Here is a 20857-nt window from a genome sequence, read left to right on the forward strand (position 1 = left end):
TGATACAATAATGGTCACGAGGTGATGAGATGAAACCAGATACGATCAAGCAAAGAATTGAAGAGCACATAAAACACGGTCACAAGAACAGCATCTACATGCTGACAGATTTCACTGACCTTGGGAACTACTCAGGCGTGAAAGAGGCCGTTTCAAAACTGACGGCAGAAGGCAAACTGCTTCGGGTGAAGAGGGGTATCTATGAGAGCCCATACTACAGCTCCTTTTTGCAGGAAGAGGTGGAAGCATCGCCTCTCGATGTTGCGAAGAAGATAGCGAGGAAGAACCGGTGGACGATCGCGCCAAGTGGAAATACCGCATTGAACGCGTTGGGACTCTCAACGCAGGTCCCGGCGGAGTATCACTTTGTGAGCAGCGGGACAAACAAGGAAGTAGACCTAGGAGGGATCAAGCTCTATTTCAAGCACGTTCCGCCGAAGGAAATAGCGGGGATTTCCGCCAAGAGCGCATTGATCATCGAAGCCATCAAGGCTCTCGGCAGGACAGGAATGGATGATTCTGTGAGAGCCAAAATCGCTGGGGTGTTGTCTAGTACCGAGAAGGAAAGACTGGCCCGTGAATCCAAGACGAGCAGAGTGTGGGTGGCCGAAGAAATCAGGAAGATCTTGGCGGCGACATGTACCAAATAGCAAACGAGGACGCCAACAATAGGGGCGAACTCTTTAATAGAACGGCTCGCAGAATGGGCGTCAGCGAGACGATTGTGGAGAAGGACTTCTGGGTATGCTTTCTCCTGGATCTGCTTTTCCATCATAGCCAGGATGCGATGCACTTCTGTTTCAAAGGGGGCACGAGTCTATCCAAGGGATATGGCGTCATACGACGCTTCTCGGAGGACATCGATCTGATCCTGGACTGGCGGCTGCTGGGATATTCCAGAGATGAACCATGGGCTGAGAGAACGAACAACCAGCAAGATCATCTTAGCGAGGAAATGGGTGAAAGGACAAACAAGTACTTGACTGAAGTGCTCATGCCAGAAATCGACGGTCTGGCCGGAACATACGTCAGAGAACAGGTACAACTTCATGTCGAAGGAAACGGCGAGCAGACCATCTGTTTCGCCTACCCGCACCTCTTCCATGATTCATACGTCATGCCGGAAGTACGATTAGAGATCGGGGCTTTGGCAGCATGGACTCCATGTGGAGATAAGATGGTTCACCCATATGCTGCCGACTACTACCCTGATTTGTTCAAGCAAGCCAATACCGCTATTCGGACAGTGGAAGCCAGGAGAACGTTTTGGGAGAAGGCGACCATTCTTCACAGAGAAGCGCACCGGACGGATGGGAGACTGCCGGAACGGTACTCACGGCATTACTATGACCTGTATATGCTGTCGCAAACACCCATTAAGGAAGAGGCACTTGAGGATCTGGCATTACTGAAAACGGTAGTCTGCTTCAATGAGAAATTTTATCGTTCATCGTGGGCACGGTACGAGGACGCGACGCCGGAGAAGATCAGACTCGTGCCGTCAGATGCAACAATCGCAATGCTTGCGGAGGATTACCGCAACATGCAGGAAATGCTCTTTGGAGACAAAATCCCATTTGGCACAATCATGCAAGGATTAGGAAAACTCGAGTCAGAAATGCATCAGTTGGACGCGACAACTGGAGTTGTGTAATTGAGAACACCCAAGTCTTGGCAGAGGCACAAGGCTGCTTCCTCGATGTCGCTTCTGGCGAGTTGTATCGCGGCCGTATGGGCAGGGACTACGCAGTGGCCCCGCGATGCAATGTCATGCTGGCGGCCATGCAAAACGGTGATACGGTACCAGCTGCACTTCCAAAAGGGAGAAGGGCAACACTCACGATCCGGTATCTCTTACCGAGATAAAGCTGGTTTCGCGAATCACTCCAGCCAAGAGAGGAAGGTCATAGCACGGTCTGATAATTGCCGGCAACTGTTGTGAGAAGTCATCACGTAGTCTGAGTTCATTGACGGGAGAGGCAACAGGAGAGGCACACGGTGCTATACTACACTGTGATTGGTGGCTGACGCGCCCTCTGTCACGGGAGTGTCAGTTGATGAGATCGTCACCCGGGGTATGCTGCTGTGGGCAAGGGAACGGATGCACAAGCGGAGAAAGGAGCCGGCAATGGCTGTCCACATAGTAACAGACAGCACGGCATGTCTGCCGCAAGCGTATGTTGAAGAGCACGGCGTCACCGTCGTTCCCCTCAGGGTCTCGCTTGACGGCGAGTACTTTCGCGACGGCATCGACATTACGAACGACGAGTTCTACCGCCGTCTCGTGGCGGGCGCGAAAGGGGGCAGTACGCAGCCGTCGCCTGATGAATTCGCTTCGTCATATCGTGCCATTCTGGACAAGGACCCTGCAGGAGACATCGTGTCGCTTCACGTCAGTTCACGCCTTTCGGGGACGCTCAATGCGGCTCTCACCGGGCGCAACCAGCTGGACACGGTTCACGTGCAGCTGGTAGATACCTGGAATGTTGGTCTCGGTCTCGGATTTCCGGTGATGCGAGCAGTGGAGCTCGCCGAAGCCGGGGCGCCGCTGTGGCAGGTCGTCGCTGAGGCGGAGGCGCTGTGTCTGCGGACCCATACCTACTTCGTGCTCGACTCTCTCACGTATATCGAGAGGGGCGGGCGCATTGGAAAGGCTGCTGCCATCACTGCCAACATCCTGAAGATCAAGCCCATTCTTACCTTTACCCAGGGAGTCACGGATGTCGAGGACCGTCCCCGCACCAAGAAGGTTGCGCTGGAACATCTGTGGGCAATCATCGACAAGCATGTGCAGAAGGGGATCGAATACATCGGGTTCCACTACGGCACCAACCGGGCCGAGGTTGAGGGGTTCCAGCATGAGTTCACCTCCAGGTACAACCTGCCGAGCATTCTGGTCCAGCTTGGACCTGTTCTCGGAAACCAGGTGGGGCCCGATATCCTCGGAGTCATCATCTCGGACAAGAAGCCGCAATAGCACCGTCACTGCACGGGCCCCTGGCTCGATGAAGACAGAGAACACGACAAGAACGCAAAGAAAGAAGGAGATCCCTGTCAAGAGATCCGTCGCAGTATTCTTGATAGCCTTGGTTTTGTTTTCTGTCGTTCAGGGGACAAGAGGAGTAGAAATCTTGAAAGCAGAAACCCAGCCAATATGGCCAATGGAAGGGTACAATACAAAGCATACGGGGCAATGCCCGTATGATACATCAGAGAACAATGGGAATCTCAAGTGGAAGTTCAAGACAGGCGAGAAGATCTGGTCCTCCCAAGCCATTAGTTCAGATGGAACGATTTATACTGGTTCAAGGGACCGCTACCTCTATGCGCTGAACCCTGACGGCACGCTCAGGTGGAAGTTCAAGACAGGTGGCTGGATTGTCTCCTCACCTGCTGTTGCTGCAGATGGAACAGTTTACGTAGGTTCAAGAGACGAGTATCTCTATGCAATTAACCCTGACGGCACGCTTAAGTGGAAGTTTGAAACAGGCGACGTGATTTACTCTTCCCCTGCTATTGCCTCAGATGGAACGATCTACGTGGGAGCAAATATCAACCACCTTGACATCTTCAACTTTTTGCAAAGCTACCTCTACGCACTTAATCCTGATGGAACGCTTAAGTGGAAGTTTAAAGCAGGTAGAAGGATCCAGACTTCCCCAGCCATTTCTCCAGATGGAACAGTTTATGTAGGGTCCAATGACCGCTATCTCTATGCACTTCATCCTGATGGTACGCTCAGGTGGAAGTATAAGACAAATGGCAGGATCTGGTCTTCCCCTGCTATTGCAGGAGATGGAACAATCTACGTAGGATCAAATGATCGCTACCTCTATGCACTTCATCCTGATGGTACGCTCAGGTGGAAATATGAGACAGGCCACTGGATTATCTCTGCGTCTGTCTCTTCTCCAGCCATTTCTTTGGACGGAACAATCTATGTAGCGTCATGGGACGGCTACCTGTCTGCAATAAGCCCTGACGGCAATCTTAAGTGGACATTCAAGACAGGTTGGCCCAGTGCTGGTCCATTCCAGAGCCTTCTAAAGAAAATGCCTTCCTGGTCGACGGCAGGTCTTGATGAGATTACCTCTTCACCAGTCATTTCTTTGGAGGGAACAATCTACATAGGGTCAAACAACAACTACCTCTACGCACTGAATGCTGATGGCACACTCAAGTGGAAATTCAAGACAGGCGACGGGATTTTCTCTTCACCAAGAATTTCCTCCGACGGCACCGTCTATGTAGGGTCTTGGGACGGTTACCTTTATGCAATTGGCGGCTAGTCATCATCTCAGTCGCTCCGGAAAGAAGGCGAAAGGAATTGAACGTGAGCAATGAAGTGTTGTTCTTTTCGATTGTCATTCCTGCTTACAATGAAGAAAACTATATCGGCAAGACACTCTCTGCGCTGAAGGAGCTGGACTATCAGCCCAGCAGGCTTGAGGTCATCATCGTGGAGAATGGTTCCACGGACCGGACGGACAGCGTTGTCGCAGCAAACGCGCCTGTGTCCGCGAAGGTCGTCAGGATTGCAGAGACAGGGGTTTCACACGCACGAAATCTGGGTGCAGATCTCGTCTCCCAGGCGAGCGACTGGGTCATGTTTCTTGACGCCGATACCTATTTTGCTCCGACCTTTCTCAGGGAACTTGACCGTTTCCTGAGGGTGAACGCTGGCAGAAACCTGGGGACTGGCATGGTCTCGCTCCGCCCCGTTCCTGACTCGAGGGTCGCCAGAGGATGGTATCACTTCTACAATTTCATCAGCTATGCCACCCGAACGACCAAGTCTATCCAGTTTATACGCCGGGACCTCCTGAACGACATCCGGTACGATGAGAGCCTGACATTCGGAGAGGATGAACAACTGCTCAAGGAATGCCGCCCCCATGTTCGTCACTTCTACTTGAAGACCAGGAGCGTCTTTTCGTCAACAAGAAGATTCCTGCGGAACGGATGGATACGGGAGCTTTTCACCTCAATTCATCTGATCGTCCTTCCGTATAGGAAAAAGCAATCAATTGACTACACGGCTCCCCGCTAGGCAACCATACCAGTATTCACGCAGTCATGTCACCGATCGCGGAGGCACGTACGGAAGGCAGCTGGATTCCCGCCTGCGCCGAATGTTCGTGGCGTCTCTACAGCATGGTCCAGGGCACCGCGACGATGTTCCTGGCCAGGTGCAGGACGCGCGTGCCGGTATAGATGATGGCGGCCGCGGGGCATGCCGGCTCCTGTCCCATGTACCAACGCAGGTGCTCCGTGTCGGACCAGGAGACATGGTCACTCAGTTTCACCTCGATGGCAGTCTTCTTCTGGTCGCGTTCGACGACGAAGTCGACCTCGTGCAGGGGCCCGCGGCGCGTGCGTACAAACCAGATCGAAAGACTGTCCAGGTCCGCGAGCGCTTGGATGCTCGTGCAGACCAGCGCCTCGAACAGGTGTCCAGCCAGTGTGTCATCAATGGATTCTGGTGTTCTCTTGCCCAGCAGGGAGCAGATGAGCCCGGCGTCGAACAGGTAGGACTTCCAGTTGCGCCGGACAGATGTCACGCTGGCGAGAGGAGCAGGGGGGACCAGATCCAGCAGGTGAGCTGTCTTTAGTGTCTCCACGTACCTCGCGACAGTCGAGGCGCTGACATGGGCGTTGCTCGCAACCGAGGAGTACTCCAGCAGCGATCCGGTCGTGATGGCGATCATGCGCATGACCGCCTGATAGTCGATCATCGAGGCGACTGCCGATATGCCGGGCAAGTCACGCTCAATGTATGTCTGGATGTAGCTTTCCCAGAAGAGAGCAGCTTGGGCGGGCATGGCGTCGCGGATGCCGGGCAGACAGCCGGTGAACAACACTGTCTTGATATCGGGGACGGCTGACGTGTCCTCCTCTGGCGGCAAGGTACCGTTCAATAGGCCGAGTAACCAGGACGGCTTGTTTGCACCGCGCCACTCGCTCCACGTGGGCTGGCGCAGGACACTGTACCCCGCACGTCCTGCCAGGCTCTCGTGGATTTGCCGGAGCAGCAGGAAGTTCGCAGAGCCGCTGAGGACGAAGCGACGCGACCGATCGTCGTCGACTGCTTTCTTGACGGTGATGAAGAGGTCCGGGACACGTTGGGCCTCGTCGATAACCATACGATCGGCCTGGTTGACGAAACCCTGCGGATCGTTATGGGCCTGGGTCATGGTGGTCAGGTCATCCAGGTTGACGTGCAGGTAATCGGCGAACATTGGTTCGTTGGACAGAAGGGTACTCTTGCCGGTCTGCCGGGCGCCCGTGAGGGCAAGGACGGGGAAGACATGGTCTGAAAGCTGCAATCGATCTGCCATCCAGCGTGTTCTGTACATTGGCGTCACCTCCTGATGCTATTGGCATCATCTCATGGCGGTATTGTACACAATAGCCTCAACAATGCAAGTGAAGCGTGGTACGGGGGGCACCCATGCATGCGAACATGGCTGGCCAACAGATGCATGGCAGAGAGACTGGATTCCCACCTTCGTCGAGAAATACCCCTCGTATTGAACTGAAATACTCGGGGGGAATGACGACACTGCAGGCAGGCTGTCTTTCTGTCTCAGTCCTTCCCGTGATGGATTTGCTTCGGTATCCGCTCCCATCAGCCATTGACGCGCATCGCCGATTCTGCTACAACTTAGTAAGGGTATGGCAATGAATGGCGTGGTGCCACCAACCTTATCAGAGAAGGGGTTTGTTGGTGGCCTGTCTTTGGCATGTGAGATGCAGCTCAGACACGAGGATACGCCATCAACCGGCAGCACGGTCCGGGGTATTGATAAGCGACCGACAAGGGGTTACAGATAGCTCAAGGAGGAATTGACATGGATGCAACCAATGACATTTTGCTTGGCAAGTGGCATGAACTTAAGGGCCACGTGCGAGAGCAGTGGGGAAAACTCACTGACGATGATCTTACCCAACTGAGTGGCAAGACCGAAGAACTTGCCGGTGTCTTGCAGCAGCGGTATGGCTACGACAAGGCCAAGGCGGAAACTGAGATCAACGACTGGCTGAGCAAGCACTGACCTGACCTCGGGAGCCAAGAAGTAGTATCGGCCTCGTACGCCGTTTGCGTTGGCTTGACGACCCAAAAATAGGGAGAAAGAAAAACGCCCCCTCAAGGGAGGGGGCGTTTGCATCTGGCGTGAGGGAGGCGCTCTCAGTTCTCTGCTCGTTGCCGATATGTGATACGCTGCTCAATAGGTCCGAGTGGTACATGCTCCCGGTTCCCACCTGCGCGGAGAAGCACCCCTCGTATTGGACAAAAGGGCTCGGGGGTATGACGGACCAGGGGCAATCTCTCCTTCGTCGTTCCTGCGAGTATGGACGACCAAATGACGAGGGCCCTCGTCATTTGGTCGGCTGCTCACCGACAGGCGCTGTTGGAGGGAGTGTCGGGGTTGGCCGATATGTGATACGCTGCTCATTAGACGCCCAGTGGTACATGCTCCTGGTCAGGGTGGGCTGGCCTTCAACAGCTCACAGCCAAGGACAAGTCTGGATTCCCGCATACGCCGAGAGCACCCCTCGCATTAGAAAGAAATGCTCGGGGGGGAATGACGGACCAGGGATAGGGAAGAAAGCGCCCCCTCAGGTGAGGGGGCGTCTGCGTCTAGAGTGGAGGGGGCGTGCTGCCCATGAGGACGGCACATCGCTGCGTTTTCAGAACGCCGAGGCTGTCATCCAGCACGGTGAAATAAATGTAGAAGCCATTGGGCTTGAGGTCGCGCGGGATGTCCCACGAACTTTCGAAGCTATTGCTGGCCCCAACAGGAATGGTGAGGTGCGTGACGCCCGCCGCAAATTTCTTGTTGGCCATCCACTGGTAGAAGAGATTACCTTTGGCATCGGTGATGGTCCAGTCATACTGCTGGGTGTTGGGAAAGGTCAGGACGAGTGGTTTGCTGGTCAGGTTCGTGATTGTGTACTTGACCGTGATGGTTGTTCCCACGCGGTAGATGAGTTTGTCCGTCGTAAAGCTGACGCTCAGGTCTCGGGTGCTTGTCTGGCCGACTGCGAACTGCGTCTTCGTACCGGTCGGTTCGGTTGTTGTACTGGTCAGCACGAACTCTAGTTCATATGTTCCGGAAGCGAGCTTCCCGGGCACTTGCCACGAGCCATTGAGCTCCATGGTCTCGCCCATCATGACGGTGCGGCTGGTCACGATGTCTGCGAACATCTGGCCGGTCGACCACCGGGCAATCACCTTGCCGCCCTGTCGCAGAATAAGGTCGTAGACCTGGGACGTCATAAAGGTCAGGACAAGAGGCTGGTCGTTGCCGTTGTAGAGGGTGTAGCGCCAGTCGATGGCCTCGCCCGGCATGTACGACAGCTTGCCCGTCGCCAGTGTCACCGTTGGCGGCGCGTAGCGGATACCAACGGGCGGGCTGGCCGCGTTCACCTGGCGCACGCTTAGCGTAACTGCCAGAGCAGCTATCAGGAGCACGATCAGTAGTCTCTTCATCGGTATCACCTCTATCTGGCGGCCCTTGCGGGTCACCATCCTTCTGCCAGTTTGACGAGAGCCGGCGGATTCTGGTTCCCGCACGTCATCACAGCTTTGTGCGGTGTGACGTGAATGTCAAGGATGGCATTGCATGGTGCAGGGCGTGGAGTATGGTTGGGTTAGAGGCCTAGGAGGCCTGGGACTACAGGAGGTGTGACATGTCACGACCGATTCATTTTGACCTGGGGGCAACAGACCCGGCGCGTGCGATCGCATTCTACAAGGCGGCGTTTGGCTGGACCGTGGAGAAGTGGAACGGACCGACCGAGTACTACCTCATCACGACGGGCGCTCCCCGCGAACCCGGCATCGACGGGGGTCTTGCACCGTCCAAGGACGAGGGCATCGACACGAACCTGACCTTGGGTGTCGCGTCGCTGGAAGATGCCATGGCGCGTGTCACTGTTGCCGGAGGTACGATCGTGGGCGACATCCACACGATCCCCGGGGTGGGACGCATGGTGACCTGCAAGGACACTGAAGGCAACAGCTTTGGTCTGATAGAGGAGCAGCGGCCCGACCGGCACGTTGAACTGGGCGAGCTGTCAGGCGTCTAGGGAGCTGAGGTCAGGGTCGGCTTGACCGGGACATGCAAAAACCCCTGTGCTGCAAACGGGCACAGGGGTGAGTGGTTCTTTGTGACGGCTACTTCTCGCCGTTCAGGGCCTTCAGTCGCTCGTCGTACTCTTCCTTGGTGATATCGCCTCCGGCGAACCTCTTCCTGAGGATAACCAGAGCTTCGTCCTGCATGCCGTGCATCGGGCCGTGATCGTCATACATACCATACATCCCGTGCATGCCATGCATACCGCAACCCATACCGTGTCGTCTCCACGTCACCATACGAATGATCCAGACAATGAGCGCGATGAAAAAAATCAGGCAAAGCAAGCCTATAAACAGACCTCCGAAACCAAAACCCATCATACCTCGTCCACCACTATATCCGCCAAATCTCATCATAGATATCATTTCTCCTTTCCGTGGGGCGCCTTCGCGTCCCTGTACTTTCTATACGCAGCATACAGAGGTTTCGTACACACGATTGTGAAGGTAGAACGGCTGACAACCACGGGCTGGCCCACGGGGCTGTTGAGGAGTTCGTTAATCAATCTGACGAGCTTAGGTCAGGATCCTGCAGACGTCGGCGATCTGCTGGACCGATACCAGCGAGGGACCGTACTGGACGTATGCGAGCAGGCGTGCAGTGGGCATGATGGCGACATGGGCTCCACCCGACCGGGTGGGCGGAGCACCTCCACAGGCAACAACAGAGCGGACAATCTGGTTGCATCCCGCGTCTTTCAGGATGCGGGAGCAGAGGAAGGACGCCCTCGTCACCTGCAGCACGGGGTCCGCTTCGTCACCGTCTGCGGCGACAGTACTGCTCCAGTTCCTGGTCTCGATGGCATAGAGACCCGTGGGACCGACGAGAAGGTGGTCCAGCTGCGCTGTTTTCAGGTAACTGTCTTCGAACGGAATGTCCTGGTTGGTGCTGAGGTGCAGGTCGTTGATCAGGACGAAGTCGTCCGGAAGGGTACTGAGCGTCCTGATGACCGCACGTTCTGCGATGGCATTGGCCAGGACACCAGAATGGGCGAGGGCTTCGACGCCCTTGACGATGCGGCGGGCGCCTTCGACACGCCTCGCGACCTCGGTGTTGCGGTCGGCGATGAAGTCTTCGAGGGCGCGTTCAGCGGGAAGGACGGCACGTGACCTCACACGTACCTGCGCGCGTTCCTGGGACTGCCGACCTAGACGGGACAACCCGACCCACAGGCGGGTCGTCGCCGAGGGTGAGCTGCCGAGGCGGGCAGACAGGCGTGTCAGATCCTGCTCGGAGCGAGCATGAATGTGCGCAATGTCCTTGGCAGAGGCGATGCGCTTTTCTGCCAGATCGCGTTCCAGTGCGGCTTCCTGCAGTGCGAGATCGTCGCGCGCCAGCGTGTCCTGCTGATACAGGACCTTCTGGGCACGAGCCAGCTGAATGCCAACGTCGGACGGTTCGTCCACGACGATACCGGCCGTGCGTGCCATGACCAGTACGTCCTTCCATGCCCCACTTGCACCGATGACTATTGCCACGTTTCTGCCCCCGTCCCTAGTGACAGTATAGGCGCAGGGCGGCCTTGTGCTCGTCAACCGCCCGACGTCGTCTTGCTCATACGACTATGACATTTATGCGGGTCAGTGGTGGTGCTCTTCGGCTCCCTCGCCGTGTCCGCCGGCGTGATGGATGAAGACATGGAGCTTGTTGGAATAAGTCAGCAGGTCGAGCATGGCCCCTACGTACTTGCGTGCAGCGGCGACATCATCCGGGTCGTAGGAGCGGGTGGCTCGGACCTGGGCGAACCGCTTGCCAATCTCTTCCTCGACGGCGCCGGTCAGGAAGGCGATGAGCCCGGCGGTGTCGTTGCCCTCGATCGCCCGCTCGGCGCGGGGAATAACAGGTCCCTCGTCGAGTCCAGCGGGCTTGACCCCGGTATAGGGCTCGCCTTCGCCAGTACGGTGCAGCCGTACGGCGGTCTCGAAGAACCACTGATCCGCCAGCAGGAGCGCGTCGGCGCCCTTGTCGCGCACAGCCATGGTCCTCCGGAAGGCTTCACTGAGTTCCGCTTCAGCGTCCTGGGGAGCCCAGGGAAGGATGAGCTTGACGTTGCCTGCGGCCAAGGCCTGTCGGGCGGCCTTGACGACCGGTCCGTCCATTGTGTCACAATGTGGAGGCATAGAAATCATCTCCTTTGTCGTGTAGTGATCGGTGATATGTGCGATACGACCAGACCCGGGCGGTGCCCGTCAGGTGCTGTCTCCAGCCGCAAAGGAACATCTTTGTCCTTTGGCGACAGGAGGGCGCTCCGTTCAGCTGATGCCGTACCAGTTGCCGCTGTTCAGGTCCCCCTCAAAGATCTGTCGGTCTTCTGCGTTGGTGATGCGTGTACCGGCCTCGCGTGCAAGTTCGAGATAGCGGGTCGCCTCGGGCTCGTCGCCTGCCAGAGCACTTGCTCGGGCGATGGCCTCGCAGGCGTAGGCGAGGTCGAACGGCGCCATCTCACCCGGAGAGGTCTCCGTGAGCTCCAGGCAGCGCCTGGCGTGCGCAATGGCCGCCGGTGCGTCTCCCAGCACGGTGTACACGCGCGAGAGCATCCACTCGGCGCGTTGGTGATGGACGGCGGTCCCTGCCAGCAACCAGTGGTACGCGGACGCCCAGGCGGCATACAGCATCCGTTCGTCGTCAGCGCTCGAGCGGTCTGTCGTGTCCAGCAGTTCCCAGACCTCGCCGTTCAACTGCCTGGCGAATTCGCCGTGTGCTTCGACAAGCGTGTACAGCTTTTCGTCGTCCATGCAATCACCTCCGCAGAGCCCTCCATGACGCGGGAACCCTGCTTGCACTGTAGCCCATCTGGGACTGCGGGTCAAGTTCCTGCGTGATCCTGACAAGACTGGATTCCCGCCTTCGCGGGAATGACAGAGGGGAAACAGGAATGACAGAAGGGAAACGGGAATGACAGAAGGGAAACGGGAATGACGGGGACGTGTAGCGATGGCATGTTACGTGAACTGGCCATCCTATCTTGTGAGTAATGCTTCCTCCAGTGCCTTCAGTTGTGCAGGGAGGACCTCGTGCACGTTTGTGCTGAAGGCTTCAAGTGCCTGTTCAGTCTCGATGAAGGGCCGCAGGTCAGCGGCGACTTGCTGGGCATCGAGAGATGCTGCCTTGTCTGCTGCGCTCCGGACGACGCTGACTGCGCTGTCTGCTCCAAGCAGAGCAAGAACTCGTGGCCAGAGCGGCTGGAGCTTCCATTCCTGCTGTTGCGCTTTCTGAAGAAACCACATGAGGTCAAAGACATCACGCCCTTTGAATGGTTGTGTCTGGGAGGATCCTCTCGTGTAGTCCCGTCCAAGGAAGGCAGCCAGCTTGCTGGCGAAGAGCGTGGGGAGGTCGTACGCCCGGACGAAGAACATCGTCTTGGCTGTGCTGACAGGGCTCACCTGTGTGCCGTAGATACCGGTTGACTCAGCTGCAATGTCACAGCGAAGCAGGAGGTTGGGGGTGTCAGCAGACGAGTGGACCAGTCCCAGCTGGCGCAGGACCGGGAAGACCAGTGTGACCGACGTTCCGTTTCCGCTCACTCTCGTGGTCATGTGACGATACTGGAGCGCTTTGCTGACGTATTCCCGGAGATCTGCCACGAACGACACAACGTCTGGCTGCCCAGGGACATCGAAGTCCAGGTCTTCAGACAACCGGGGGAGTCCATATAGCTTGCGCAGACACGTGCCACCGGTGAACAGGTAGTTTCGATACTGCGGATGGTTGTAGACGAAGGCCAGGACCTCATCCTGCAGAACCTCTTTCAATCTGATGCGCAGGAAGAGAGGGTTGAGATTCTTGCCTGACTGAGCCATGATGGACGCAAGTCGTTCCTCGATCATACGATTCCCTCCGCGGTCAGAATCGACAGGATGCGCTTCATCTTTGGGACGCCGCTGGTGCGGATAATCGCGACAAGCCTCTTCTTCTCCGACGGGCGCAACGCATCCCAGTTGAGCCGCCCGGTCTCGAGCAGGTAGGAACGCATCGCGCTCGACGTGCTGAACGGCCGTAGATAGAGCATGTCGAACAGCGCCTTGGCGGGAGAAGCAATGCGGACTTCGAGGCCACGATATGCCTCAAGACCATATCCTGTGAACAGATCGCTTCGGATGCTCCGGTAGACAAACCTCCCGAGGGATGTCGCGTACATGCGAGGAGTCTTGGTCGTGATGCAGGTCAGGGCAAACGGCGATTCGGGGATCATGCCTGCTTTCTCCAGGACATACTCAAGCGACAGGTAGGAGGGAGCGCGCACGATGCTCGAGAGATATTCAAGGTACTGCCGTGTCTGCTCGGGGCTGGACTGCGCTGCTCGCCAGGCCGCTGTCGGTGCATAGAGACCGCTGCGCAGTCTGAGGAGATCCCCCGTGGTCTGCATGCGCTGGACGCGATAGTCAAGCATGGCGGGGGAGACACCCAGGAGGACACCAAGGTTCTGCTTGGTGACGACGGGCATTGTTGCAATTGTTTCCAGTGTACGAGAGCCAATCATGTTCTGCTCCAGTATTACTAAACTTCTTTCATAATAATGGAGCAGAACGTTACTCCTGTCAAGAAGGTTGTGACACCTGCCAAAGCAGCACGCCCCGGCCATTGTCCTGACCGGGGCGTCGTGTTGGTAGTACAGACCAGCGCGTGCTAGTCTACGTGGATCGTCTTGATGTCCGTGTTCTGGGCCTTCTTGGGTACCGTCAGCTCGAGTACCCCGTTTTCCATATGGGCAGTGACATTCTCGATGTCGACAGGTTCCTCGAAGTGGAACTTGCGCTCGTAGATTCCGCCCATGCGCTCACGGTACACGGTCTTCAGGGTCTCGTCCTCCTTCTTCTCCTCTGTGGTCGTCTGGATGCTGAGGCCATTGTCCTCGGCTGTGATGGCGACGCGTTCCTTGGCCACGCCCGGCATGTTCATGAGGATAACATACTTGGTGGCGTCTTGCTTGATGTCTGTGGCAGGCAGGCGCCCTGACCGTCCAGCTGCGCGCAGCATGGCATTCATGCGGTAGGGAAACAGGTTGGTTAAGGTCGGGGTGGAACAGCAATCACTCATCATGACAGGGTTCGTATTGATATCGCAGTACATCGTGGTGCCTCCTCTGTTGTTGTCATTTCTCTCCGGCATACACCGGTCATCGTTTCATATACAGTCGCCGGCTGCCGTTCAGGGCTTCCGGTTACATCTAATGGTATACGCATTAGCAGTCTCATGACAAGACTGCTAATCTTGAACGACCGTCATGATTCTGCAGTGGCTCTCATGCAAGTATTGGTGACGTATGAGGAGTTTTCTACGTTATCTCTCTAACGAGGGTGTGCCGACAACAGAGATGAGCGGCAGGAAGCAGGGGATGTGAGGTGTGGAGCGAGCTTGTGTCAGCCGGTCGTCGAGGGTCGAGCGGGACGGCTCCTGAGCAGCAGGACACAGTCGCGGATCAGCAGGACCGCTCCGATGCTCATGGCGGCTCCGATCAACAACGACGCGGCAGGATCGGCCCATGTGTGACCCGCAGCCGCAAGCGCGATGCCTACGATACCAGCGGCATAGCAGACCTCGTCCTTGATGAGTGACAGGAGGCGCAGACGTATCGATGAGCCCTCTCTAGCACTTCGGACGATGTCGAACAGGGGAACATTGACCAGCAGCATGCCTACCGCCAGTACCGCGATGGCGAGGGCAGGGCTGACCGTCCTGAACGCGCCGCCGCGGATCAGGGTCGCTAGGGCCTTCCAGAGGGTGCCCACACTCAGGAACAGGATGATGAACGTCGCGGAGATAAGTGCGACAGCGTTGCGCCTGCGGCCCCTCCTCCATCTCAGGTACATGTCGACCGGCTTCTGTGACCAGGCCAGGGCGAGGAGGACGACAACAGCCACTACGGCGTTGGCGAGCGTCGCAAACGCCTGTGCGAGGACGGCCAGCATGTGAGTGATGAAGTAGCTGGTCAGCTGGACGATGAAGATGGTGATGTAGCCCACAACCGCAAATGCGAGTCCGCGGCTTGCACGTCGAATCTCGTGCATCATATCCAGCCCGAGCGTCGAGCCGGGCACAGTGATTGCATCTGGTCTATGTCTGGCACTGCCACGTCGCACGATTGTCTTCTCCTTACCAACGTATCTTTTTTTGCTCCGATGATATGGTGCCACAGTGAGACGATATTTCAAGAGTGCAAGCGGCAGGGCCAGTGTGAATGCGCGTGGGAGTTCACGATGGATGGAGATGATGCAATGTGACTGTGGCATGAGTCGCGTGCTGCGCTATACTAAAAACTACGCCAGTTGGCGCTGAGGAGGTAACATATGGACCCGTTGTGGGTACTCGTCATATTGATCGGCGGCGCATCGTTGTGTGTTGCAGGCGCTTTCATCTTCATGGCTGTCAAGGTAGCGAGCGTGGCGCGTCAGGTTGCCCCCAAGGTGACCGAGATGCAGGAGCAGCTGACTGCCGCCAGTGTCGAGATTGCCAAGGTCTCCGAAGCTGTCCAGTCCGCTGAAGCGCAGTTCAACCATCTTGCCGACAAGGCTTCCATAGCCTCCAGTCGAGTAGCGAAGGTTGTGAACGTGGTGCCGCGCGTCATGCACAAGGTCCGCGACGCCGATATCAAGGCGGAGGCAACCGTGCGCGCCGTAGGAATCGTAGCTGCCAAAGCGATCAGGGATATCCGTAAGCGATCCTCGTCTTCGCAAGAGATCACACTGAAATAGGTCTTACACCAAGTTAACGTATGAACAATACCACACTGATCCGGACCGATGAACTGGAGCGGATACTGCTGGAAACGACGCCGCGAAAGGCGGTCCAGCGGGCCGTGGATCTCATCGCCCAGTCGATACCATCCGCCTCGGTGACGGTCATGGGCGTGGACATCGACCAGCGGGTGCACTTCGACGCCGCCAACGGCATCCCGTGGAGCGTGCTTCGAACAGTCGAGGCCAGCTTCAACCAGGAACTGCCGCAGAACGTCATGGGCATCATCCGTGGGCGTGAGACGTGCTTCATCGAGGATGTCGGGGCGTACCCCGACTGGAGGAAGAGGCCGGCCAGCGACATCGTCAGCTATGTTGGCTTTCCTATTATCATTGATCGGCGCGTGGTCAGCATCATCAACGTACAGACATCACGCCAAAGGCTGAAGCCCGGAGATATCGAGGCCCTGCGGCCCTTTATCCACCTCATCAGCCTGATTATCGCCCGGTACCTGAAGGAACAGCAGTCTGCGAACCGCGAGAACTTCCTGTCCCTGCTGCACGAGACGACGCTCGACGGCATGCGCGCGACAAGCGCAGTGGAATTCATGAATACAGTCGTCAAACGCATCGCGCGGCGTCTTGGCTACCAGTACATTGCGCTCTTACTGTACGACGACGAGACAGAGTCCCTCGTCCTGCGGGCGCAGAAGGGATACACGAGCGAGTACGATGGGTTTGCACTGTCGGTCCATAGCCATGTAGGCGTGGTCGTACGGGCGTTCCGTTTACGGCATGCCGTCAACGTTGCTGATGTGCGTACCTGTTCGTTCTACCTGCGCGCTGTACCGGGTGGGCGCTCTGACCTGGCTCTCCCATTGATGGTGGGAGATAAGGTCATTGGCGTCCTGAACCTCGAAAGCAAGAAGGTGGGCGCGTTCTCCCGCGAGGATATCCGAAACCTGACGCCCCTGGCGGCTGGTGTCGGCTTGATGCTGGCAAGCATGCAGATCAAGCAGCTCCTGCGCGAACAGGCTTTGCTGGACGGCCTTACGGGAGCACACAACCGTCACGCCATGGGTGACATCGTTGTGGAGGAGTTGGAACGGGCCCGGCGGCACGGTCATGACGTGTCGTTTGTCATGCTGGATATCGATGAGTTCAAGTCCATCAACGACCGGCTGGGTCACGCCGAAGGTGACCGGGTCCTCGAGACGCTGGTGGCAGTATTGCGAAAGTCTCTGCGCACCATCGACAAGGTCATCCGCTATGGTGGGGACGAGTTCCTTCTCGTCCTGCCAGAGACCTCACAGCGGGAGACCGAGCTTACGCTCGAACGACTGCGTGCAAGTATCGAGGCGCAAGTCCTGACAGCAATGGGGGCAGTGCATTGTTCTGCAGGGATCGCTACGGTGCGGGGTGACCCTAAGGAAGGGGACCTGGTGCAGCTTGCAGACAAGCGCATGTACCAGGCCAAGGCCAGGTACCGCGCACAACTCGAGGAAGACCCGGGCTATTGAGATGACTGCAATGGACATGCTGCCACGTGTGATCGAGGGGAAACTCGTCTTTCTGGCTCCTGAACGGCGTGACAACGTTCCATTCTACTGGAAGTGGGCCAACGACCGCGAAGTGACGCGCTTGACGCAAGGGTACGGCAGAGCCCCCAGTCTCGAAACGATGCAGGCCTCCTACGACAAATCCGCCGTAGCTGATGACGTCCGGCGGTTTGGCATTCATCTGATGTCGACCGGGGACCTTATCGGGAGGTGTGCGCTCAAGAACCTCAACCTCATCGTGGGGAGGGGAGAAGCGAGCATCCTCATCGGGGACGTCAAGTACCGTGGCCATGGGTACGGCACGGAAGCGATGCGCCTCCTGTGTACCGTGGGGTTCGACATGCTGGAGCTGCATACGATTTTTCTGACAGTGCTTGCCTGTAACCCTGGTGCAGTTGCGTCGTACCACAAGGTGGGCTTCAGGGACGCCGGCTGTCTGCGCGAGGCGAGCGCCCGCGACGGGAAGCGTGTCGATATCCTCTATATGGACCTGCTGCGCGGCGATCTGGTGCCAGACGCCAAATCAGGAGCCTGACACCAGAACGACGGACTGTCGCTACAGTTCCTGTACCCTGCGGACGATAGCTGCGGCGTCGATGTCTTCGTAGGCCAGCAGTTCCTCCGGCTTGCCGCTCATCGGCAGCTTGCGCACCGCGAGTGAGAACACCGGCGTTGCGACATCGGACAGTGCTGCGGCGACGGCTTCGCCGATACCACCCTCGGCGTAGTGGTCCTCGATCGTTATGATGGCTGCGGTCTCGGCGGCTGCCTTGTGCAGTGTCACCAAGTCCAGCGGCTTGACGCTGTAGAGGTCGATCACCCGGGCGTGGATGTCCGCGGCAGCCAGCGTGTCTGCCGCCTTGAGGGCTTCATGGAGGGTGATCCCCCCGCCCACCAGGGTCACGCGGTCGTCGTCACTGTGGCGGAGGGTCTTGCTCCCGCCGATGGGGAACTCTTCCCCAGTCTTGTAGAGGCGTGGCAGCTCCTGCCGGGTCGTCCGCATGTAACAGATGCCATGGTGGTCGGCCATCTGCCGGACGAGCGCTGCTGTGGTGGTGTCGTCGGCTGGGTACAACACGACGCTGCCGACCAGCGTGCGGAACAGGGCGATGTCTTCCAGCCCCATCTGTGAGGGGCCATCCGGCCCGATGGAGACGCCGACGTGTGAACCCACGAACTTGATGTTGGCCCGGTCCAGGGCGTACTGTGCCATGCGGATCTGGTCGAATGCGCGGGAGAAGAACGCTGCAAACGTCGACACAAAGGGTATCTTGCCCCGGGTGCTGAATCCAAGCGCTGCAGAGATCATGTTCTGCTCGGCGATGTACATCTCAAAGAACCGTTCAGGATAGGCGTCCCGGAAGGTGATGGCAAATGTCGAGTTGCTGACCTCGGCGTCCAGCACCACCATCCCGGGGTGTGTCGGCGCGATGTCCACGAGGGCGCGCCCATACGCTTCGCGTGGTGACAGCGTTTTGGCGCTCACAGGCTGGTCAACCGGCACAGGAGCCCACACTGCCGGCACGGCCTCGACTGGTGGTTCGATGGTGCCGTGAAGGTTCAGGTCGACCGGTCCCAGTTCGAGGACCGCACGGTCAAACTGCTCGCGGTTCAGCGTCTTGCCATGCCATCCGTCCTGGTTCTCGAGGAACGAGACACCTTTGCCCTTGATGGTCCGGGCGATGAGGACCGTGGGACGGCCGCAGGCGTGATCGATCTCACCATAGGCCGCCTGGACCGCGTCGATGTTGTGCCCGTCTTCGAGGACGATCGTGTGCCAGCCGAAGGCGGCGAAGCGCGCCTCGTACGTTTCCAGCTCCCAGTCCAGCATGGTTTCGCCGCGCTGGCCCAGCCGGTTGACGTCCAGGATGCCCACCAGGTTGTCCAACTGGTAGTGCGACGCCAGCTCCGCAGCTTCCCAGACCGAGCCTTCGGCGACTTCGCTGTCGCCCATGAGCACGTAGGTGTTGTATAGCAGCTTGTCGACGTATCGGCCGTTCATGGCGATGCCGACACCGATGCCCAGCCCCTGGCCGAGCGAGCCGGTCGCCGCTTCGGCGTAAGCGAAGCGCGGGGTAGGATGTCCCTCGAGGGGCGAGCCCATCCTGCGATATGTGAGTAGTTCCTCCTGCGACAGGACGCCGGCGGCTGCGTACAACGCATAGAACAGCGGTGAGGCGTGCCCCTTGGAGAAGATGATGCGGTCGTTACATGGGTTCTGTGGGTGGTTCAGGTCGAAGCGGAACGTGCCGCCAAAGAACAGACCGGTCAACAGATCGGTCGCGGACAGCGAGGATGTCGGATGGCCGGACCCTGCTTCTGTCGTCATGTGCAGGATGTCGTAGCGGACTCGTGTTGCAAGCTTTGTAAGTGTCGATGTAGCCATTTTTTTGCCTCCCAGGCCGGACGAACCGGTTGCTGCTATCAGTGTGACGCATACCGGACTGGATGCAACAACATGCTGCGTGGCAGTCGGAAGCGTTGTACAATGAGCATGCCGGCGCTGCGGTGCCAAATACCCTGGAGGACGAACATGGACGATTGCTGGGAACGATCGCTGGAGTTTATCGAACTGGACCGGGACGCGGCTTCCCGTCTGGTCCATCAGTGCGATCTTCGTCTGACCGTGGAAGCCGTCACACCGATACGGGAGGGCTGTCGGGGATCCATCTACCGTGTCCAGGTTGCCGGCGGAACGCGGTTTCTCTTGAAGCTATTCTCCACAGAGGACAACCCTTGCGCAGGTGAACGGCAACTGCAGCACCTCCTGCAGGACGAGGTGCCGATGCCGGAGTTGTATTACGAGGGTAATGACGAGGTTCTTCATAGTTCGTTCGCGCTGTATGAGTTAGTCTGCGGCATGTCGTTGCGGGATGCTCTGCATGCCGGAGTTCGTCCAGGCGACGAATTGATCGAGCATATGGGGCGTATTGCCGCTACCATTCATGGGCACTTGTACAGTACGGTGGGATTCCTGGATGCCGGCTTGAACGTGAAACAACAGCTTCCTCCAGCAACCGAGTGGTATTCGCTGTTCCTCGGCCCGCGGGCGACGGTCCGGCTGGGACCGGAGCTGACGGCGGCTGTCCGCAAAATGGTAGATGCCGGCAGATGGGAGCTCGAAGACATGGACAGCCATCCGGCGCTGGTCCACGGCGATTTCCGTCCGACCAACATCATGGTCGACCATCAGCGTCTCGCGGGCATCGTGGACTGGGAATTTGCGATGGCGGGTCATCCCTTGTCCGACGTAGCGCAGTTCTTTCGCTATGGCGAGGACTTCGGTGAGCGTGAGCGGCGGACGTTTGAGCGCGGCTACCGGAGTATTCCCGGCATGCAGTTGCCACGGGAGTGGGAGCGCGCCGGCAGATTGCGGGATCTTGCTAATCTGCTCCAGATGATCGACGCCGAGGGAGAACGTCCCCGGAAGAATGAGGACCTGAGGCGCCTCATCGTGGGCATCGTCGTGTCATAACAGAAG

The 20857-nt window shown here is 57.8% G+C and carries 22 protein-coding genes; 11 read left to right on the forward strand and 11 right to left on the reverse strand.

Annotated features, from left to right (window positions below):
- The first annotated feature begins 29 nt into the window (after positions 1 to 29).
- The 5 genes from SMC3_RS01405 to SMC3_RS01425 all read left to right on the forward strand — a co-directional run bounded on the left by SMC3_RS01405 (position 30) and on the right by SMC3_RS01425 (position 5050).
- Positions 30 to 650, forward strand: coding sequence for a DUF6088 family protein (locus SMC3_RS01405; protein WP_119089737.1), 621 nt, complete (start codon positions 30 to 32; stop codon positions 648 to 650).
- Positions 638 to 1654: a nucleotidyl transferase AbiEii/AbiGii toxin family protein gene (locus tag SMC3_RS01410; protein ID WP_207799608.1), complete on the forward strand. Its 1017-nt coding sequence runs from the start codon at positions 638 to 640 to the stop codon at positions 1652 to 1654. Before SMC3_RS01405 ends, SMC3_RS01410 begins: the two co-directional genes overlap by 13 nt.
- A 474-nt stretch (positions 1655 to 2128) precedes the next feature.
- Complete coding sequence (locus SMC3_RS01415; RefSeq protein ID WP_165846496.1) at positions 2129 to 2977, forward strand: DegV family protein; 849 nt, start codon at positions 2129 to 2131, stop codon at positions 2975 to 2977.
- Positions 2978 to 3005: 28 nt separating this feature from the next.
- Positions 3006 to 4289 carry a PQQ-binding-like beta-propeller repeat protein gene (locus SMC3_RS01420; RefSeq protein ID WP_207799609.1) on the forward strand — a complete coding sequence of 428 codons (1284 nt, stop codon included), beginning with the start codon at positions 3006 to 3008 and terminating at the stop codon, positions 4287 to 4289.
- Between the two features lie 44 nt (positions 4290 to 4333).
- On the forward strand, positions 4334 to 5050 hold the full coding sequence (locus SMC3_RS01425; protein WP_119088043.1) for a glycosyltransferase family 2 protein: 717 nt from the start codon (positions 4334 to 4336) through the stop codon (positions 5048 to 5050).
- Between the two features lie 97 nt (positions 5051 to 5147).
- Here the strand turns inward: SMC3_RS01425 and SMC3_RS01430 are convergent, their stop codons facing one another.
- Entirely contained in the window at positions 5148 to 6356 is a 1209-nt protein-coding gene (locus tag SMC3_RS01430) for an ATP-binding protein (RefSeq protein ID WP_119088044.1), read from the reverse strand.
- 495 nt (positions 6357 to 6851) lie between these two features.
- Here SMC3_RS01430 and SMC3_RS01435 point away from each other — a divergent pair, with 495 nt between their 5' ends.
- Positions 6852 to 7055, forward strand: a complete 204-nt coding sequence (locus SMC3_RS01435; RefSeq protein WP_119088045.1) for a CsbD family protein — start codon at positions 6852 to 6854, stop codon at positions 7053 to 7055.
- 587 nt (positions 7056 to 7642) lie between these two features.
- On the opposite strand, the gene SMC3_RS01440 is transcribed toward SMC3_RS01435, so the two are convergent.
- On the reverse strand, positions 7643 to 8494 hold the full coding sequence (locus SMC3_RS01440; RefSeq protein WP_165846497.1) for a BsuPI-related putative proteinase inhibitor: 852 nt from the start codon (positions 8492 to 8494) through the stop codon (positions 7643 to 7645).
- Positions 8495 to 8694: 200 nt separating this feature from the next.
- On the opposite strand from SMC3_RS01440, the gene SMC3_RS01445 reads away from it, so the two are divergent.
- Positions 8695 to 9093 carry a VOC family protein gene (locus tag SMC3_RS01445; protein ID WP_119088047.1) on the forward strand — a complete coding sequence of 133 codons (399 nt, stop codon included), beginning with the start codon at positions 8695 to 8697 and terminating at the stop codon, positions 9091 to 9093.
- 88 nt (positions 9094 to 9181) lie between these two features.
- On the opposite strand, the gene SMC3_RS01450 is transcribed toward SMC3_RS01445, so the two are convergent.
- The 8 genes from SMC3_RS01450 to SMC3_RS01485 all read right to left on the reverse strand — a co-directional run bounded on the left by SMC3_RS01450 (position 9182) and on the right by SMC3_RS01485 (position 15373).
- The gene (locus tag SMC3_RS01450; RefSeq protein ID WP_119088048.1) at positions 9182 to 9499 is read right to left on the reverse strand and encodes an SHOCT domain-containing protein; all 318 of its coding nucleotides are present in this window, start codon (positions 9497 to 9499) and stop codon (positions 9182 to 9184) included.
- A 159-nt stretch (positions 9500 to 9658) separates the two neighbouring features.
- On the reverse strand, positions 9659 to 10621 hold the full coding sequence (locus tag SMC3_RS01455) for a nuclease-related domain-containing protein (protein WP_119088049.1): 963 nt from the start codon (positions 10619 to 10621) through the stop codon (positions 9659 to 9661).
- 102 nt (positions 10622 to 10723) lie between these two features.
- Positions 10724 to 11263: a DUF6448 family protein gene (locus tag SMC3_RS01460; protein WP_119088050.1), complete on the reverse strand. Its 540-nt coding sequence runs from the start codon at positions 11261 to 11263 to the stop codon at positions 10724 to 10726.
- A gap of 132 nt (positions 11264 to 11395) precedes the next feature.
- Complete coding sequence (locus SMC3_RS01465) at positions 11396 to 11878, reverse strand: hypothetical protein (RefSeq protein WP_119088051.1); 483 nt, start codon at positions 11876 to 11878, stop codon at positions 11396 to 11398.
- Between the two features lie 225 nt (positions 11879 to 12103).
- Complete coding sequence (locus SMC3_RS01470; protein ID WP_119088052.1) at positions 12104 to 12970, reverse strand: nucleotidyl transferase AbiEii/AbiGii toxin family protein; 867 nt, start codon at positions 12968 to 12970, stop codon at positions 12104 to 12106.
- The gene (locus SMC3_RS01475; RefSeq protein WP_119088053.1) at positions 12967 to 13623 is read right to left on the reverse strand and encodes a type IV toxin-antitoxin system AbiEi family antitoxin domain-containing protein; all 657 of its coding nucleotides are present in this window, start codon (positions 13621 to 13623) and stop codon (positions 12967 to 12969) included. The genes SMC3_RS01470 and SMC3_RS01475 overlap by 4 nt, the downstream gene beginning before the upstream one ends.
- Before the next feature lie 146 nt (positions 13624 to 13769).
- Positions 13770 to 14213, reverse strand: coding sequence for an Hsp20/alpha crystallin family protein (locus SMC3_RS01480; RefSeq protein ID WP_165846498.1), 444 nt, complete (start codon positions 14211 to 14213; stop codon positions 13770 to 13772).
- 290 nt (positions 14214 to 14503) lie between these two features.
- Positions 14504 to 15373 (reverse strand): cation transporter, encoded by an 870-nt coding sequence (locus tag SMC3_RS01485; protein ID WP_119088055.1) that lies wholly within the window; start codon positions 15371 to 15373, stop codon positions 14504 to 14506.
- 57 nt (positions 15374 to 15430) lie between these two features.
- Between SMC3_RS01485 and SMC3_RS01490 the strand changes: the two genes are divergently transcribed.
- The 3 genes from SMC3_RS01490 to SMC3_RS01500 are packed head-to-tail and all read left to right on the forward strand — an operon-like array spanning position 15431 to position 17911.
- On the forward strand, positions 15431 to 15835 hold the full coding sequence (locus SMC3_RS01490) for a hypothetical protein (RefSeq protein WP_119088056.1): 405 nt from the start codon (positions 15431 to 15433) through the stop codon (positions 15833 to 15835).
- 20 nt (positions 15836 to 15855) lie between these two features.
- Complete coding sequence (locus SMC3_RS01495) at positions 15856 to 17337, forward strand: sensor domain-containing diguanylate cyclase (RefSeq protein ID WP_119088057.1); 1482 nt, start codon at positions 15856 to 15858, stop codon at positions 17335 to 17337.
- Between the two features lie 10 nt (positions 17338 to 17347).
- The gene (locus SMC3_RS01500; RefSeq protein ID WP_207799610.1) at positions 17348 to 17911 is read left to right on the forward strand and encodes a GNAT family N-acetyltransferase; all 564 of its coding nucleotides are present in this window, start codon (positions 17348 to 17350) and stop codon (positions 17909 to 17911) included.
- Between the two features lie 21 nt (positions 17912 to 17932).
- Here the strand turns inward: SMC3_RS01500 and SMC3_RS01505 are convergent, their stop codons facing one another.
- The gene (locus SMC3_RS01505; protein WP_119089739.1) at positions 17933 to 19762 is read right to left on the reverse strand and encodes a transketolase; all 1830 of its coding nucleotides are present in this window, start codon (positions 19760 to 19762) and stop codon (positions 17933 to 17935) included.
- A 147-nt stretch (positions 19763 to 19909) separates the two neighbouring features.
- Here SMC3_RS01505 and SMC3_RS01510 point away from each other — a divergent pair, with 147 nt between their 5' ends.
- Positions 19910 to 20851, forward strand: coding sequence for a phosphotransferase family protein (locus tag SMC3_RS01510; protein WP_165846499.1), 942 nt, complete (start codon positions 19910 to 19912; stop codon positions 20849 to 20851).
- Positions 20852 to 20857 lie beyond the last annotated feature (6 nt).

The organism is Candidatus Cryosericum hinesii, assembly GCF_003570985.1.
Lineage (GTDB): Bacteria > Caldisericota > Caldisericia > Cryosericales > Cryosericaceae > Cryosericum > Cryosericum hinesii.